This window comes from Pseudoalteromonas sp. RW-H-Ap-1 (genome assembly GCF_048318575.1).
In the GTDB taxonomy this organism is placed as follows: Bacteria; Pseudomonadota; Gammaproteobacteria; order Enterobacterales; family Alteromonadaceae; genus Pseudoalteromonas.
Genome location: NZ_CP166997.1, coordinates 509,313 through 526,607 on the forward strand (window position 1 = coordinate 509,313; position 17,295 = coordinate 526,607).

At 41.6% G+C, this 17,295-nt stretch carries 13 protein-coding genes; 7 read left to right on the forward strand and 6 right to left on the reverse strand.

The genetic code is table 11. The features are described from left to right. The first annotated feature begins 45 nt into the window (after positions 1-45). Both AB8618_RS18685 and AB8618_RS18690 read left to right on the forward strand, forming a co-directional pair. Positions 46-1,650, forward strand: coding sequence for a lytic polysaccharide monooxygenase (locus AB8618_RS18685; protein ID WP_409425697.1), 1,605 nt, complete (start codon positions 46-48; stop codon positions 1,648-1,650). A gap of 65 nt (positions 1,651-1,715) precedes the next feature. Continuing rightward, positions 1,716-4,349: a glycosyl hydrolase family 18 protein gene (locus AB8618_RS18690; protein ID WP_409425698.1), complete on the forward strand. Its 2,634-nt coding sequence runs from the start codon at positions 1,716-1,718 to the stop codon at positions 4,347-4,349. A gap of 91 nt (positions 4,350-4,440) precedes the next feature. Here the strand turns inward: AB8618_RS18690 and AB8618_RS18695 are convergent, their stop codons facing one another. Next, positions 4,441-4,923 (reverse strand): putative 4-hydroxy-4-methyl-2-oxoglutarate aldolase, encoded by a 483-nt coding sequence (locus AB8618_RS18695; protein WP_409425699.1) that lies wholly within the window; start codon positions 4,921-4,923, stop codon positions 4,441-4,443. A gap of 348 nt (positions 4,924-5,271) precedes the next feature. Here AB8618_RS18695 and AB8618_RS18700 point away from each other — a divergent pair, with 348 nt between their 5' ends. Then, positions 5,272-6,735 (forward strand): carbon starvation protein A, encoded by a 1,464-nt coding sequence (locus AB8618_RS18700; protein ID WP_413402975.1) that lies wholly within the window; start codon positions 5,272-5,274, stop codon positions 6,733-6,735. A 62-nt stretch (positions 6,736-6,797) separates the two neighbouring features. On the opposite strand, the gene AB8618_RS18705 is transcribed toward AB8618_RS18700, so the two are convergent. After that, positions 6,798-7,316, reverse strand: coding sequence for a TetR/AcrR family transcriptional regulator (locus AB8618_RS18705; RefSeq protein ID WP_409425701.1), 519 nt, complete (start codon positions 7,314-7,316; stop codon positions 6,798-6,800). A gap of 440 nt (positions 7,317-7,756) precedes the next feature. Between AB8618_RS18705 and AB8618_RS18710 the strand changes: the two genes are divergently transcribed. The 3 genes from AB8618_RS18710 (at position 7,757) to AB8618_RS18720 (ending at position 9,596) form a co-directional block, all read left to right on the forward strand. Continuing rightward, on the forward strand, positions 7,757-8,383 hold the full coding sequence (locus tag AB8618_RS18710; RefSeq protein WP_413402977.1) for a glutathione S-transferase family protein: 627 nt from the start codon (positions 7,757-7,759) through the stop codon (positions 8,381-8,383). Positions 8,384-8,399: 16 nt separating this feature from the next. After that, entirely contained in the window at positions 8,400-9,095 is a 696-nt protein-coding gene (locus tag AB8618_RS18715) for a cupin domain-containing protein (RefSeq protein WP_409425703.1), read from the forward strand. A 105-nt stretch (positions 9,096-9,200) separates the two neighbouring features. Continuing rightward, complete coding sequence (locus AB8618_RS18720; protein WP_409425704.1) at positions 9,201-9,596, forward strand: STAS/SEC14 domain-containing protein; 396 nt, start codon at positions 9,201-9,203, stop codon at positions 9,594-9,596. A 41-nt stretch (positions 9,597-9,637) separates the two neighbouring features. On the opposite strand, the gene AB8618_RS18725 is transcribed toward AB8618_RS18720, so the two are convergent. From AB8618_RS18725 to AB8618_RS18735, 3 genes are all read right to left on the reverse strand, one after another. After that, positions 9,638-10,588: a carbohydrate kinase family protein gene (locus AB8618_RS18725; RefSeq protein ID WP_409425705.1), complete on the reverse strand. Its 951-nt coding sequence runs from the start codon at positions 10,586-10,588 to the stop codon at positions 9,638-9,640. Positions 10,589-10,704: 116 nt separating this feature from the next. Then, a complete protein-coding gene (locus AB8618_RS18730; protein WP_413402980.1) occupies positions 10,705-13,098 on the reverse strand; it encodes a TonB-dependent receptor in 2,394 nt (797 codons plus the stop codon). Positions 13,099-13,264: 166 nt separating this feature from the next. Continuing rightward, positions 13,265-14,494 (reverse strand): MFS transporter, encoded by a 1,230-nt coding sequence (locus AB8618_RS18735; RefSeq protein WP_413402982.1) that lies wholly within the window; start codon positions 14,492-14,494, stop codon positions 13,265-13,267. 172 nt (positions 14,495-14,666) lie between these two features. Between AB8618_RS18735 and gtfA the strand changes: the two genes are divergently transcribed. Further along, positions 14,667-16,139 (forward strand): sucrose phosphorylase, encoded by a 1,473-nt coding sequence (gtfA, locus tag AB8618_RS18740; protein ID WP_413402984.1) that lies wholly within the window; start codon positions 14,667-14,669, stop codon positions 16,137-16,139. A 74-nt stretch (positions 16,140-16,213) separates the two neighbouring features. On the opposite strand, the gene AB8618_RS18745 is transcribed toward gtfA, so the two are convergent. After that, entirely contained in the window at positions 16,214-17,245 is a 1,032-nt protein-coding gene (locus tag AB8618_RS18745) for a LacI family DNA-binding transcriptional regulator (protein WP_413402986.1), read from the reverse strand. Positions 17,246-17,295 lie beyond the last annotated feature (50 nt).

Genomic DNA, 17,295 nt, shown 5'->3' on the forward strand with positions numbered 1-17,295 from the left:
GGCCTGAGCTTGCCCCATGTATTGAGTCTAATAAAGGATAAAATAATGGCATCAATTAAATTTAACACGATTACGCTATCTGCAATTACTAGTGGTTTACTACTCAGTACACTAGCACCGCAAGTGCAAGCACATGGTTATATGGATAGCCCTAAAGCGCGCCAAGCAATTTGTCAAGTTGATGGCGGATACTGGTGGCCTGAAGACGGCACAAATATTCCTAACCTTGCGTGTCGAGCCGCATATTTAGAATCGGGCACGGTGCAGTTTGTACAAGCGATTGAATTTTCGGTTAATACTCCTGACTATTTAAATCAAACCGCAGTTGAGGCCAGTGTACCAAACGGCACTTTATGTGCTGGTGGCGATACAGCCAAACGGGGTATGGATTTACCATCACCACATTGGCAGCGCAGTGATGTAGTACCCAATGCCAATGATGATATTCAAATACGTTACCTTGCATCAACCCCGCACAACCCAAGCTTTTGGCAGTTTTACATTACCAAGCCAAGCTTCAATAGCGCAACTGACGTACTAACTTGGCAAGACCTGCAGCTAGTGCAAGAGCACGACAACATTGAGGTCGTTAAAGACCCCGATGGTAAACGCTACTACGAAATGAATGTTGCAATTCCGCAAGACCGCAGTGGCGAAGCCATTTTATATAGTCGTTGGCAACGTAATGATGTGGTCGGTGAAGGTTTTTATAACTGTAGCGACATCAACATAGTAAATGACGCAGGCCCGACAGATCCAAATTCGTGGACTAGCGTCGGTTATTTTGTTCGCCAAGGGCAAAACGTCATTGCAGGGGACACCGTATGGGCGCGGTTATTTGACGAAACAGGCCAAGAGGTAATCAACCAACAGCTTAAAATCAATGCCGACAATCAAGCAAATTGGCAACAAGCATTGGCTGAACAGCTTAACCTTGATTACGCGCATTTAGTGCAAATTGGGGTGCAAAACCAAGCGGGCGACATTACGTTTGATGCAACCGACGTACTCATAAACCAAGTGTACAGCAGTGATGCAAATTATACCTATGCCTTGAGTGTGCAAGGTGCGCCAACAAACACCGCCCCCATTGTACATACCCCAGATAACTTAGTAGTTGATGAAAACACCACAACAGCAATTCATCTGCATGCCTTTGATGATGAGCAAAGTGAGCTAACTTACAGCTGGACAGTACCTACATCTCTAAGCTTTACAGGCTCTGGTGCCAATATCAACTTAACCACTGCAGAGGTGTCAGCAAACACCGATTACACCATTGCAGTATCTGTATCGGATGGTCAATTAAGTACCCAAACCAGTTTTAGTGTCACGGTTAACGATGTATCTGTGGTCGATCCGGTTGACCCAACAGTACCTGAATGGGAAAGCACTCAGACCTATCAAGCCAGCGATAAAGCCCGTTTTGCTAACGTTATTTACACCGCTAAATGGTGGAACAAAGGCCAACAACCAGATACCTCAGCGGCATGGGAATCAGACTCGAAAGCTAACACAGCAGCTACTTGGAATACCAGCAAAGCTTACCAAGCAGGCGCAGAAGTAACGCATCAAGGACAGCGCTATCGCGCTAAATGGTGGACTCAGGGCGATACGCCAGGGCAAGCCAATGTATGGACCAAACTTTAATAAAGCCTAAGTTTTGCAGTTCAAACTTATTAAATAATTACATAAATAATGGATAAGAGAGACCTATGAATATCAAACAACTAAGCGCAGCCATCGGTGTTGCTTTATTTGCAAGTACAGCATCTGCTGCACCGTCTACACCAAGCATTAATTGGGAACCACAGCAATATTCGTTTGTTGAGGTAGATCTTGAGGGAAACGGCTCTTATAAGCAGCTAGTTACCCGTGTTGAACAAGTTAATATCAACATTCAGTGGAGTGCATGGAGTGGTGATGGTGGCGATAGCTACAAAGTATATTTTGATGACATGCTAGTGAATGAAGGCACGCTTGCTGCTGGTTCTAAAAGTGGCACTATTTCATTCCCTTATGATAAAGCGGGCCGCCATACAATGTATGTTGAGCTATGTGAAGGTGGCACGACCTGTGCGCGTAGTGCAGGCAAACCTATTGTAATTGCTGATACTGACGGTGGCCACTTAGCGCCATTGCCGATGGATGTAGATCCAAATAACCGTGACATTGGTATCAAACAAGGTTTAGTTACAGGCGCTTACTTTGTTGAGTGGGGAATTTATGGCCGTGATTATGATGTAACGAATATGCCAGCACAAAATCTGAGTCATATTTTGTATGGCTTTATTCCAATTTGTGGTGAGAACGCATCGTTATCGGGTGGTCCTAAACGTGCACTTGAAACCGCTTGTGCCGGCTCTGCAGATTACGAAGTGGTTATTCACGACCCATGGGCAGCTGTACAAAAAGCACTGCCAGGGGTTGATGCAAAAGACCCTATCCGTGGTACTTACTCTCAGCTAATGGCGCTTAAACAGCGTTACCCAGATATTAAAATTTTACCATCTGTAGGTGGTTGGACGTTATCAGACCCATTCGGTGGCTTTACCAATAAAGCTAACCGCGACACCTTTGTTGCCTCAATGGAAGAGTTTTTAAGAACATGGAAATTCTACGATGGTGTAGATATTGACTGGGAATTCCCAGGTGGTGACGGCCCCAACCCTGATATCGGCGATCCAATCAACGATGGCCCAGCCTATGTTGCTTTAATGCAAGAGCTACGCGCTATGCTTGATAAACTTGAAGCAGAAACGGGTCGTACTTATGAGTTAACCTCAGCCATTGGTGCAGGTTACGATAAAATTGAAGATGTAGACTACCAAGCCGCAAGCCAATACATGGATTATATTTTTGCCATGACCTATGACTTTTATGGCGCATGGAGTAACGTAACCGGTCACCAAACAGCACTTTACTGTGGTGAACACATGAGTGTTGGCCAATGTAACGGTACCGGGCTTGATGATAATGGTGAACCTCGTAAAGGCCCTGCTTATACCACCGATAATGCAGTGCAGCTGTTACTTGCGCAAAATGTACCATCGAAAAAAATCGTCGTGGGCGCAGCCATGTATGGCCGTGGTTGGGAAGGTGTTTACCCGCAAAATGCAGCGATTGATGGTAACCCAATGACCGCCCCTGGTAATGGCCCGTTAAAAGGCTCTACGGCACAAGGCGTATGGGAAGATGGGGTTATTGATTACAAGGGCGTTAAAGCCAATATGATTGGTGCTGCGGGCACAGGTATTAATGGTTTTGAAGTGGGTTATGATGAGCAAGCACAAGCCGCTTATGTATGGAATCGTTCAACCGGTAAACTAATTACTTATGATAGCCGTAAGTCAGTATTGGCTAAGGGAGCGTATGTTAATCAGTATAATTTAGGTGGTTTATTTGCATGGGAAATAGATGCGGATAATGGTGATATTCTTAATGCTATGCATGATGGTTTAGGAGGAGTAGTTGCTCCGCCAACAAATAAAAAGCCAGTTGTTTCAGTATCTGCATCTGTATCTGTTAATTCAGGCGAGAGTATTACAGTAACAGCTTCTGCAACTGATGCAGATAACGATCTACTTAGCTTTAGCTGGAATGCTGATAGCGCACTGGTGGTAGCTGCTGGACAAAATAGCGCATCATTAGTCATTACAGCGCCAACAGTGACTGCAGATACGCAGTATATGGCAACCGTTGCGGTATCAGATGGTAAAGCAACCGTTAATCGTGATGTTGTTGTTAATGTTATTGCGCCAACATCAGGGGGTGAAAACACAGCACCGAGCGTTGATGCTATCGCTAATATCAGCATTGAAGAGGGTGCATCAGCAAGTGTAGCTGTAGTGGCTGATGATGCTCAAAACGACACCCTTACGTATTCGTGGACAGTACCTGCTGGTTTAACGTTAGTGGGTAGCGGTTCAAATATAAGTCTTGAGGCAGGCGCTGTAGATACCGATACAGATTTTACCGTGTCTGTTGCAGTTAGTGATGGTGCATTAACCACAACGCAAAGCTTTAGCGTAACAGTTACAAACGTTGATACTACAAATCCACCTACAGGAAGCTGGGATGCGAGTGTTGCATACGTTGGTGGTGATGTTGTTACTTATAACGGCGTTGAATATAAAGCAAAGTGGTGGACTCAAGGCGAGCGTCCTGATTTAGGTGGTGTATGGGAAGCAACAACACAACCTACAGATGGTACGGGTGTCGCAGTTTGGCAGCCAACGGCTATTTATAACAGTGGTGATGAAGTTTCTTATCAAGGTAATAAGTACCAAGCTAAATGGTGGACTCAAGGGAACGAACCTGGCTCAACCGATGTATGGTTAGTACTTTAATTTTAACCTGAGAATTTGGGTTTAAAAAAACCATGTAAATTAAAAAAGCAGCTTTCGAGCTGCTTTTTTTGTTAACGACTATTACGAGGAATTAAAATAACGCTTTAGCGCTAATTATTAAACCGTTTACATCAGCATATACCCAATCACCAGTATTAATTGTGGTGTTTAACATATTAACCGGGTGATCTTTAGCACCTAAACCGCGCTTAGTGGTGCAGCGTGGAGTTGCGCCTAGCGCCATCACAGGTAAATCAAGTGTGGCAAGAATTTCAATATCGCGACAGCAACCATTAATAATTATGCCCTGCCAGTCATTTTTTAGTGCGCGCTCTGCAATCATATCGCCAATAAAGGCAAAACGTTTACTGGCAAAACCATCAACAATCAATACTTTTCCCTCACCGTTTTCATGCAGTATGTTACCAGCAAACGAGTTGTCGTCAGGGCAGGTGACGGTCACTACTTGACCATAAAAGTGAGTTTTATTACCAAAGTGTTGCAAGCCACTGTCAGCAACTTGCACATGGTCGCGATGTTCATCGTATAAATCGGGCGTAGTAAACGGTGTCATTGAGGGCATCCTTGTTTTTTGGCAAAGCCATGTACGGCAAAGGCAGTAAATTTAAAGTAGTAATAATGTTTATCGTAGGCTAATTAATCACTCAGGTGTAGCTATTGTTGCAAATTGGCGTATAGATTTTTGTCGCAATATAAGTACTTTTAGCGCTTTCCCTTTGTTTTTATGAGTAACGAATACTGTTAATTAGTTTTATTTTTTCGAATAAAATTGATTTTGTGGACGCATTAGCCAAACGTCTCATTGTTGGCTACTTTTTCATATGCTACGTTCAATTGTTATTTAAAAAGTGGGGCGCAAAATAGCGTCCTATAAACACATACAAAAAGAGAAGCGTGCTTTATGATCATCTTTTTTATTTGCCTGACTATTTTAATATTAGGCTATAAGTTTTATAGCCCGTTTGTTGCAAAACAAGCGGGTTTAGATTCAACCGTAGACACTCCGCAAAAGCGCTTTAGCGAAGGTGTTGACTACGTTGCTATTCACCCTGTTCGTGCATTTCTAATTCAGTTTTTGAATATTGCAGGAGTAGGCCCCATATTTGGTCCTATTTTGGGTGCATTATATGGCCCCGTAGCGCTGGTTTGGATTGTACTGGGTAACGTTTTAGGCGGAGCAGTACATGACTTCTTTTCTGGCGTTATGAGCATTAAAGAAGACGGTAAAAGTTTACCTGAAATTGCAGGCCATTATTACAACGTTGTTTTTAAAGGCTTTATGCTTATATTTACCGCTATGTTGTTATTTTTTGTTGGCGTAGTATTTATTATGAGCCCTGCGGGGTTATTGAGTAACTTAGATGCATTTGAAGGCACCATTTTTGCTAGCAATACATTTTGGGTTCTGGCTATTTTAGCTTATTACTTTTTAGCCACGTTATTACCAATCGATAAAATCATCACTAAGTTTTACCCTATTTTTGGCTTGTTAATGATTGTAATGACAGTAGCTATTGCGGTATCACTGTTAATTAATGCACCGCATTTACCTGTGGCTGGCGACTTTTTAGCATACTTTGAGGCCGATCATGCTCACGACTTTTTAGCACCAAATCCTGACGGACTGCCCACTTGGCCGTTGCTATTTATCACCATTACCTGTGGTGCTATTAGTGGTTTCCACTCTACGCAAGCACCTATTATTGCCCGTTGTTTAACTAACGAAAAATATGTACGCCCAGTTTATTACGGCGCGATGATGTGTGAAGGTATTGTGGGTTGTGTTTGGGCACTTGCTGGTATTGCTGCCTTCCCAGAAGGGTACGCGGGTTTAAAATCAATGCTTGATTTAGGCGGGCCAGGCTTAGTGGTTAACCATATTGCAAATAGCTACTTAGGTGTATTTGGCGGTATTATGGCTATTATTGCTGTTGCTGTTTTCCCTATTACTTCAGGTGATACGGCGTTCCGTTCACTGCGCTTAACGGTGGTTGATGCGTTTAGTATTCCGCAAAGTTTACGTAATCGTTTGTTGTTAGCACTGCCAATTTTAACCATTGCTTACTTTATGACTAAGCTCGACTTCTCTGTTATTTGGCGCTATTTTGCCTTTTCAAATATGCTGCTTTCTACCAGTGTGTTGTGGCTTGCGACCAAGTACCTATTTGACCGTGGTACATTCCATTGGATCACTAGTATACCCGCCGTGATCGCAACCGCAGTGACCTTATCTTACATTATGACAGCGGCAATTGGGTTAAACTTATCAAGTGACTTAGGTAAGCCTATTGGTGTAGTGGTGGCGATAATAGGCTTTATTGCATTAGCTTTTGTGCATTCAAAACATAAAGTGCATCCAGCTTAAAACTACATAGTTATTAATGTAAAAAGCGAGCTTTATTGAAGCTCGCTTTTTTATATAAGCATTTAAAAAGTGGCTTGTTCGAAGTAGCTAATATCATCTAAGGTTTTACTAATAATCATTGCACCCTCTAATAAGCTCACTGTTTGTATTGCCGCGCGAGCAGGGTTTTCTTCCCCATTCGTAGCGTGTGCTTGAGTTAACCAGTCTAAGTTTTTATTAAAAAACCGCTGAACTTCAACGCGAACTTTATCGGGGAGGCTGTCGCTTTCTGCACCGAGTAAGCCACATAAACACATTTTTTTGTCTATCACGAGTGCATTTCTAAACAACTGAGTGTAAATATCGATAGGATTTTTACCGTTTGCTTTATGTACATCCGGATCACCCAGCACCGATATAAAGGCATCAGTGTATTGATGCGCAAGTTCAGCCCCTAAATCAGCTTTGGTTGGAAAGTGATAATGTACACTGGCACTTTTTATACCAATTTCACTAGCAAGTTCTCTAAAGCTAAAGTTGCTATATCCACCCAGTCGCACTTTATTTTCTGCGGCTTGAAGCAGGGCTGCTTTTTTACTCATTTTGATATTCCCTTGCTGTTAAATGAAAAAATTATCAACCAGTAGATAGTTATTTTCAAGCTCTTTTATTTTTAGTTTGCAAACATTTAGCGCTTGCTATAAATTACCTATCAGTAGGTAGGTTGTGTTTGCCAATATTAACTTAGGGTCTGTTGACCTTTCAAGGTTAAATTTGCAGCAGTCTGTTTGGCATTTAGGCAAGGCAGCGCCTATGTGGTGTGGTTGTTCCCCATAAATAGGCGATAACGCAGCATCAATACCAAACAGGCGCTGCCCGAAGGGTTCTGCCTAAGGGCGATTTACTCTTTGTTGCTCGGTTTTTACTTAGCCCACTAGGTTACAAATCTCGCGCCGCGATTAAACCGCCCCTAGTTTGAACAAATTATAATCCGCAAAGGTCAACAGACCCTAGGTTGTTGTTAAAAATATAAGAGATAATTATGAAAATATATGACGTAGAAAATTTCCCTAACCCATTACGGGTTCGTATTGCACTTGCTGAAAAAAATGCGACTGATAAAGTAGAGTTTGTTGCTGTTGATTTATTAAATGGGGAGCACCGCAGTGAGGCTTTCTTAGCAAAGAATCCGCTGGCAGGTGTACCTGTACTAGAGCTTGATGATGGTACTTTTATTGCCGAGTGTACTGCGATTACACAATACATTGATACCGCTTTTGCAGGCCCTTCATTAACTGGTGTTGAGGCAAAAGAACGCGCAGTAATTAATATGATGCAAAAACGTGCTGAGTCGATGGTACTTGATGCAATTGCCACTTATTTTCATCATGCTACTGATGGATTAGGACCTGAACTTGAAACCTATCAAAATGTTTCATGGGGTGAAAAGCAAGCTGAAAAAGCACAGCAAGGCTTGCTTTATTTTAATAGCGTATTAGCAAACTCAACTTATGTGGCAGGTGAACAATTTAGTGTTGCAGATATTACCTTATACGCAGGACTCGTGTTTGCAGGCTTTGCACAAATTGCTATTCCTACAGAACTCACGCACTTAATTGCATGGCAAAAAAAGGTCGCTCAGCGCCCAAGCATTGCTGCTATAAATTAATAATTTGGAGTCAAATATGAAAATTGCTGCCGACTTTAGTCAACGTGTGGTGGTGCATAGTGAGTCACTTGAATGGATAGCTTCGCCCATGCCAGGTGTTGATAGACGTCCACTTGACAGAGTGGGCGACGAAGTTGCTCGTGCCACTAGTATTGTACGCTATGCGCCAAACAGCCACTTTAGCTCACATACTCATACTGGGGGCGAGGAGTTTTTAGTGCTCGATGGGGTATTTCAAGATGAGCATGGTGATTTCCCAGAAGGTGCCTATATTCGTAATCCTCCGCAATCAAAACATACCCCAGGCTCGAAAGATGGTTGCATTATATTTGTAAAACTATGGCAGTTTCAGCCAGAAGATCGCCAGCACGTTCGTATTCACACACAGCATATGCAAGGGCAGAAAAATCCCGAATTTAATGACCTAAATGCCATTTTGTTATATCAAGATGCATATGAAACAGTGAGTATTGTGCAGTTTAATGCCAATCAATCTTTAGCGCTCACGGTAAGTGGTGGCGCTGAGTTGTTGGTTTTGGATGGCACTTTACAAGAGCATAACGACACACTTGAAAAACACAGTTGGCTTAGAGTGCCTGTTAATAGTGAAATTAACGCCACAGCGGGTAACAATGGCGCAAGAGTATGGATAAAGACCGGCTATTTAAATGATGTAGAAAACCAAGTTAATCGATTAGAGAGGCATAATTAGCCCAAAGGATAAATCAGCATTAACTGGCTGTTTTTTGATCTGCTTCATGTGATGATTTTTAACTGTTGCCTATAATCAAAGCTCTTTTCATTCAAGGGTTGAGTTATGGTTAATTTAACGCATGGTTTATCGATTGGTATTGAGCGCTCAGGCAGTGAGTTTTTCTTAACACTTAAGGCAATTGGTACCTTAACTCACAAAGATTATGAAGTGATCACCCCAATGATCGATTCAGCGCTAGGCGAAGTTAAGCATCCTATTGTTAATGTATTGATAGATGGCACTGAGTTAGATGGTTGGGAGCTTCGTGCTGCTTGGGACGATTTAAAACTTGGCTTGAAACACAACAAAGAATTTAAAAAAATAGCGATTTACGGTAATAAAGAGTGGCAATCAACCATAGCTAAGTTAGGTAGTTGGTTTATGTCGGGTGAAATACAATACTTTGAAAATGCCACTACCGCTCTAGAGTGGTTAAAAACCAATAATTTAGAGGCTTAATAAAAAAGGCCAACAGTGGCCTTTTTTGTAAGTACCTTAGTTTATTTTGACAGTGTTTGCTGCGTGGGTAGCGCAGGAAAAGCGCCTTTAGCTAAACATGCTTTTGAGCCACAGCGAAGACCAAAGTGAAGCGCTTGTTTTACTATTGACTCATCATTTAACTTATCGGCAAGTGGCATTACACTATCGCTGTGGTTTAGGTAATACAGTACGCCAGCAATAAAAGCATCACCGGCGCTGGTGGTATCTACAGCGGTAATTGTTGGGGCTGCTTCACTGAGTGTAAAAGCGCTATGGTAAACAGTCGCTGGTGCTGGACCATCGGTTAAAAATACCAGCGTGACGCCTAAATCAAGCAGGGATTTTAAGTAGATATCAGCTGATTGTTGGCGTTGCGTTGCTAAAAAGTTTAACTCATCACGTGAGAGCTTAACAATATCGCAATAGGCGTAGCATGCATGCACGTTTTGCTCAATGTCATTGCTATTTTGCCATAAACTGTAGCGTAAATTTACATCAAAGCTAACTATTTTTTGGTTGTTTTTAGCCAGCTTTAAAGCGTACTCAGTGGTTTGTGCAATTGCCGAATTAGTAAGGGTGTTTGAACAAAAGTGTAGGGTACTCAATTCATCCCAATTAATACGATTTAAATGCTCACTCGTTAACAGTAAATCGGCTGTTTGATGACGATAAAAGTTAAAGCTGCGTTCGCCGCTTTCATCTAAGCTGACAATAACCATAGCCGTTTGCGCGCCTTCTATGGTAAATAAATACTCAGTACCTACGTTATATTGCTCAAGCGCATTAGTTAATTGTTTAGCAAAATAGTCATCTCCCATACCGCCACAAAACGCAGCCTTGCCGCCGAGTTTTGCGTAACCTACTGCCACATTAGCTGGAGCACCTCCTGCAATGGGTAAATAAGCACTGTTTTGAGAGTCTTGAGGCAGCATATCAATAAGCAGCTCACCAAGGCTAAGTAATTTGGTCATAGTGTAAATCCTAAAAAACCTAGCATGGCTAGGTCAAAATTCGAGGGAGAATTATTAAAGTTAGTGTAACAATCGCTGAACAAATAAAGCTTCAGCAGTTGTTACACTAAAAATGGTTAGTTAAACGCGTATTTAAACGTCACTGACGTTGTGCGGCCATTAATGGCACGCGCGCGAATAATATTGTTATCAGGTATTGAGCCTTCTTCTGCTTCAGTAATACCTACCGTATCGAATAGGTTATTTACGTTTAGCGCAATATTAAGGTTTTCTGATAAATCGTAGCTTACAAAGCCATTTACTTGAGTGTAACCATCAAATTTAAGATCGTTATTATCTTGAGCATAGGCATCGGTAGTACCAATAAAGCTAAGGCCTGCAGAGCCTTTTTCATATGTGTAACGTGCCATTAATGAGTAAATTAAATCAGCTTGGCGACGAGGTGTATTACCAACCACTTCAGGGGTCAGCGCATCTTTTGCAATTTCAGCGTCTGTCCACGTTAAATTACCACGAAAGTCCCATGCATCAATAAAGTAGGTTGATTCAACCTCAATCCCTTTTGCTTCATATTCGCGGTCGAAAAAGGTTTGTGATGTGGCCTCAAAGTTTTGCTCTTCAGTCTCAGCATAAAATGCCGTGGCAAAAACTGACAGTGAATCAAAGCGCTTTTTAATACCAAACTCATACTGGTTTACTTCATCAACGGCATCTTCATCGGCTACTGAGCCATCAGCGCGAACTTTACCAAATAAAAGTCGGTCAGCATTAGCGCGACCGCCTTTACTCAATCGAGCAAACGTTGCAAGGCTTGAGTCAATTTGGTAATTGGCACCAATTGAATATGATGCATAATCCCAGTCGTAATTAACAGGGCTGGCATTTGCAAGGTCAATACCTGCTACATTTTGTTCAGGAACAGAAATCACACCGTCGCGATTCATATCAACGGTTGAGGTAACCGCGCCTGCATAGTTACCACGTGCTTCACCGCTGTCATAACGGGCACTAGCATCAATACTTACGTCACCCACCTTAGTTGAAAATGCAATATAGGGTGCACGAGTGTCGTATTCTGTGTCGTAATCACGTTGGCAACAGTTACCCCAAAAAGGCGTGCCATAAGCGTATAAGCCATTTTCAGAGAATTCAGTCCCATCAGCGGCTGTTACATTTAGTAGCGCAGCGTTATCACCTTTAAGCTCCATTAGGTAGGAATTCCATAACCACGACATGGCAATATTTTGGGTTGACGTATAATAGCCAAAAGTAACACTAGTATCATCGCTTAGCGATTTAGTTAGTTTGAAGTCGTTAACAATTGAGTCAAAGTCGTTCATGGTTACGTCAAACGTATGAATACGCATGGCTAAATCATCGTTAAATGCAGCACCTGTGGTCGCATTACTAAGCGTTGCACCCACACCTCCAATACTTTGTGCTATAGCTGATGCATCGCCAACTTCAGCGGGGATCAACGAATTAAAATTACCGCTTATAGATGATTTACGAAAACGGTTTTCAATACGCCAGTCGTTGTCTAAATCAAATACCGCTTCAAAGCCAATTGAGTCAACTTGCGGATTCATACCATCGCGAATATCGCCGTTGCTTATTTGATTTTCGCCGTTTAAGCGCACTGTTTTAGTAAATAATGCAGAATGCGGGGTATCTGATTGTGCGTCAAACCCAGGAATTGAGTCACCATTTGCATACATTGGCATAGGTAAGTAGCCAACACTTTTATCATCTAAATGTTTGTAATAAAGACGCACGTATCCATTTTCAAAATCTTTGGTCAGGTTGGCTTTAATTTGCCCACCTTTATTTGATGTGTAACCTGTTTCACGCGGGCCTTCACCTTGACGCACAAAACCACCAACATGAAAGCGTACAGTGTCATTTAAATAAGTGCCATATTCAAAGTCTGTTCGAATAGTATCGTAATCTAGACCAAGTGTAGTTGATACGCTGCCCGATTCGTTTTCGCCATTTTTTGAAATGAAATTAATTATGCCACCCGGTGCATTACTGGCTGCGGTAGAGGCTGAACCACCGCGAATAGATTCAATGGTTTGCACTGTATTATCTAAGCGCATAAAAATATCAGCATTACCAAATGCAATGTCGCCATATTGTAAAACAGGCAAGCCATCCTCTTGGAGCTGTAAAAATTTAGCACCACCAGAGGCAACCGGTAAACCACGTACTGCAATGTTGGCGTTACCTTCACCGCCGGTTGATTCTGAACGAACCCCGGGAATAATTCTAAATGCCTCAGCGGTAGAGCGAGGCGTAGACACCTCAACTTGCTCAAGCGACACACTGCTCACAGAAGAACTTGACGCCATTATTGTTGTGCGGCGGGGTACACCGGTAACAACAATTGTTTCGAGTCCTTTGTTGGCTTGCGCTTGTGTATTTTGCTCTTGTTGTTGTGCATTAACGCCTTGGCTAACGGCGAGCGCTAAAGCACTGATCAAATATAAAGGTGTGTTGTGTGTTGTCATGTGAACGCCTCGTTTTAAACCCAAAGGGAAGTTGTTATTTTTACTTAATCGATTAAGTAAAAATAACAAAGTTTTTACAATAAGCAAATTATTTTGTTAATTATTTGCTGTTTTTTTATTCAGATATTGATTTTTAATATGTTTTTATAGCATTAAAGTTGTTTATTTACTCAGCGACTAGGTTGTTTTGCTCTAATGCAGTTGCTGATGGGTCACGAATATAATTAAATAACATAGCTAAAAATAATATGACTGCAAAACCCGTGGCTAAATAAAATCCGTAGCGCACGTGTCCAAAGTAATCACTTATCATACCCATAAATAAAGGTGCTAAGGCGGCTGACAGTGCGGTAAAAAATAATATAACACCGGCTACTGCGCCGTGTTGCTGCACAGGAAAACACGATATTCCCTTAGAATTTAAAGTAGGGTAGACCATCGACATAAATAAACCTGAAAGAGGTAATAAAGCCACTGCCCAGTCAACTCCGCCATAAAGAGTGCCAACGTAACACAGCGCAATGCCAAAGCTTAAGTAAGCCATAACCCCTTGCCAGCTAAACCTATTAAGTAACCATACCGCAATAAAACGCCCTGCAGCACGTAACACAAAAAAGATTGTGAGTGCGTAAGTGGCCAGCAGCGGCCATGAGCCGGTATAATCTTTTAGTAGGGTAGGCATCCACACGTATATGGCGACTTCGGTGGCAACATATAAAGCAATTGCAAGTGAAAAACCCAGTGCATAAGGGTTTTTAACCATTTTCATAGTCGTTTCTAGTGAGGCTGGCTTATCTGTATTTTTTACCACAGCAGGGTAATCGGCACGCCAAGCAAGCAATGCCAAAATTAAACACATAATGCCAGCAATGATGTAAAGGTAAGTCCAGCTTACATTTTGAACCAGCAGCACGCCAACTAAAGCAGGGCCAACAATGGCACCAATGCCAAAAAAGCCTTCTACTTTATTCATGGTTTTGGTGTGCTCTTCGTAGCTATTAGAAATATCACCTAAAAGCGCCAATGCACCGGTTTTAAATAAACCAATGGCGAGGCCAATACAGCACAGTAAAAAAACAAAAAATATAAAGCTGCTACTAATCGCAAACAAAAAACAACTTGCAGAGAATATTAATAATCCAAGCATAATCGTTTTTTTACGGCCAAGACTATCGGCTAAAAAGCCTAGAAATAATCCACTTATTGCAATCATGGCCATAGGCGCATAATGAAACGCACTGGCTTGGGTCATACTTAAACCAAAATCGCTTATGAGTTCGGGAATGATCATGCCAACGGCGTCAGAGGTCATGGCAAACATAAAAAACATCATGTATGTGAGCCAACGAATTTGTTGCAACGGATCGCTGCTTACGTGTGTGTGTGATTTTGTCATTTGCTTTTCCTCGTTAAATGCTTGGTAACACACATTAAGTTGTCAGTAACTTATTGTAGTATTAATCGAGCCACGATATTTGTATGTAAAATATTTAAAAATTACTTGTAAATTCTCACTTGCTAGTTAAAGATATATCTTAATCGATTAAGTTTCAACTTGGTAATCACACATGATGAAGAATAAAGTTCAATTGATCACATATGCTGATCGAATCACCGGTAAAGATATAAACGCATTAACAGCACTTCTAAAGGGTCCACTTAAAGACGTTTTTGCAGGAGTACACTTATTACCATTTTATAACCCAATAGATGGTAGCGATGCAGGTTTTGACCCAATTGATCACAGTGAAGTTGATGCCCGAATAGGAACTTGGTCAGATATTCAAGCACTTGGAAAAGACCATGATTTAATGGCCGACTTAATAGTGAACCATGTATCGGCGCAATCGTTTCAATTTCAGGATGTGCTGGCCAAAGGCAAAGCCTCTGAATTTTGGGATTTATTTTTAACTAAAGAAGACGTATTCCCTAATGGCATGAGCAACCAAGAACAACAAGCCATTTACCGTCCACGGCCTGGAAGCTGTTTTACACCAATGAAATGCGGTGATGGTCAAACGTATGATTTTTGGACCACCTTTACCGACAACCAAATTGATATAAATGTAAAAGTAGAAGCGGGCATTGCCTATTTAAATAACGTACTTACTAAATTTTCTGCTAACAACGTAAACATTATTCGTTTAGATGCAGCGGGTTACGCCATTAAGCAAGCAGGTACTAACTGTTTTATGCTCGATGAAACCTTTGCTTATTTAGATAAACTCTCAAAGCAGGCAAATGATTTAGGCATGGAAACCATTGCTGAAATTCATAGCCATTATCAAACTCAAGTTGACGTGGCTAAGCGCGTAAACATGGTGTACGACTTTGCCCTACCCCCGCTTATTTTACATAGCTTATTTAATAATGACGTAGACGCACTGCTTAAGTGGCTACAAATTTCACCGCGTAACTGTTTAACGGTACTAGACACCCATGATGGTATTGGCATTATTGATGCGGGCCCAATGGGCGATAAGCCAGGGCTGTTAAACGCATCTCAAATAGATAATTTAGTAGAAACCATGCATACCAACAGCAATAACCAGAGCCGTAAAGCAACAGGTGCAGCTGCAAGTAACGTCGACCTATATCAAGTTAACTGTACGTATTACGATGCATTGGGCGCAAATGATTTTGATTACTTATTATCTCGCGCCATTCAATTTTTTGCACCGGGTGTACCACAGGTATATTACGGTGGTTTATTTGCTTGTAAAAATGATATGGAGCTTCTGGCGAGTACGAACGTTGGTCGTGATATTAATCGCCCTTATCTAGATGCCGCTAAAATAGATGAAGCGCTAAATAAGCCGGTAGTAAAAGGATTAATAGCATTAATTAAAATACGTAATGAGCATCCTGCATTTGCTGGTGAATTTACTGCTCAAGGTGGCGCAAGTGTATGTTGTTTAATGTGGAAGCTTGAGCAACAATCAATTTCTCTAAGCGTTGACTTTGCTAGCCGTACTGCACTTATCACGCAGGTTAATGGTGCTCAAGAAAACACTTTAAACTTACAAAGTTTATTAGTTTAAATAGCTTTATTTGTTGAAAACCAAAAAGCCAAGCAACTTAAGCTTGGCTTTTTTATCTGCGTTACTAACAGCGCTCAGCTACTTGCACCAATATCGAGAGCGTAACCTACTTCATGTTGTTTTTCTTCTTTAGAAATAAATAAGTTAGCAGCTATTACACCTTTTTCTTGGCTATTTTGATGAATCGTCGTAAGGCGAGGCATAAAACGGGCTGCTTCTTCTATGCCATCAAACCCAACAATACGTAGCTCACTCCCTATTTTTATACCTTGTTTTATTGCTTCTCGCATGGTGGCGAGGGCGATTAAATCACTCATACATATAATCACATCAGGGCGTGGTGAGGCGTTTAATACTTCTTTTGCAGCTATGCTGGCAAAACGTTCGCTACTTTCAGGAATATTCCAAATGCGGTCGTCGGCTACCGTTACATTCGCTTCATTTAACGCACGCTGATAACCTCGTAAGCGTTGGTGAGAAATAGATTGACCCGTTTCAAATTCATGGTGTTCGTAAACTCGGCACAATACATTTTCATCGAGTAATCTCAAGCCTAATATTGCCACGTTATCAGTTGCACTGTGCAAAACATGTTTGGCTATTTCGTAACTGGCTTGCTCGTTGTTTATATTAATTGAGGCGTTGCGGGCAATATCAAAATCCACAGTGACCACATGTTTTTGTACAGTTTTTAGTTGTTCTACCAGTGCTTTATTTCGTGGGCGCCCATAACAAATAAAGCCATCAACAAAATCAACAACGTTATTGAGATTGTCGCTATTGCCTGAAAACAATAAAACATTAATGCCGTTTTTTTCAAGCACTGAGGTTACACCACGCATAAAGCTACTGGCGACAGGGTCTGACACCATATATTCCACGCTATCTGGTAGCACTAAAGCAACAATATTAAACGTGCCACTTCGCAGAGATTGCGCCGCTTTATTAGGGCCATAATAACCGAGCTCTTTGCAAGCTTTAAGTATGGCTTCGCGTCGTTTAGCCGAGAGTTGATCAGGGCGATTAAACGCATTTGATACCGTAGCATTAGACACACCTAACTCTTTGGCGATACTTTTTAATGTCCAGCGGGTGGGTTTACTCATCAGCGACTCATTACTACTTAGCAGGGAATTAGTAAATTAACATATTAGGC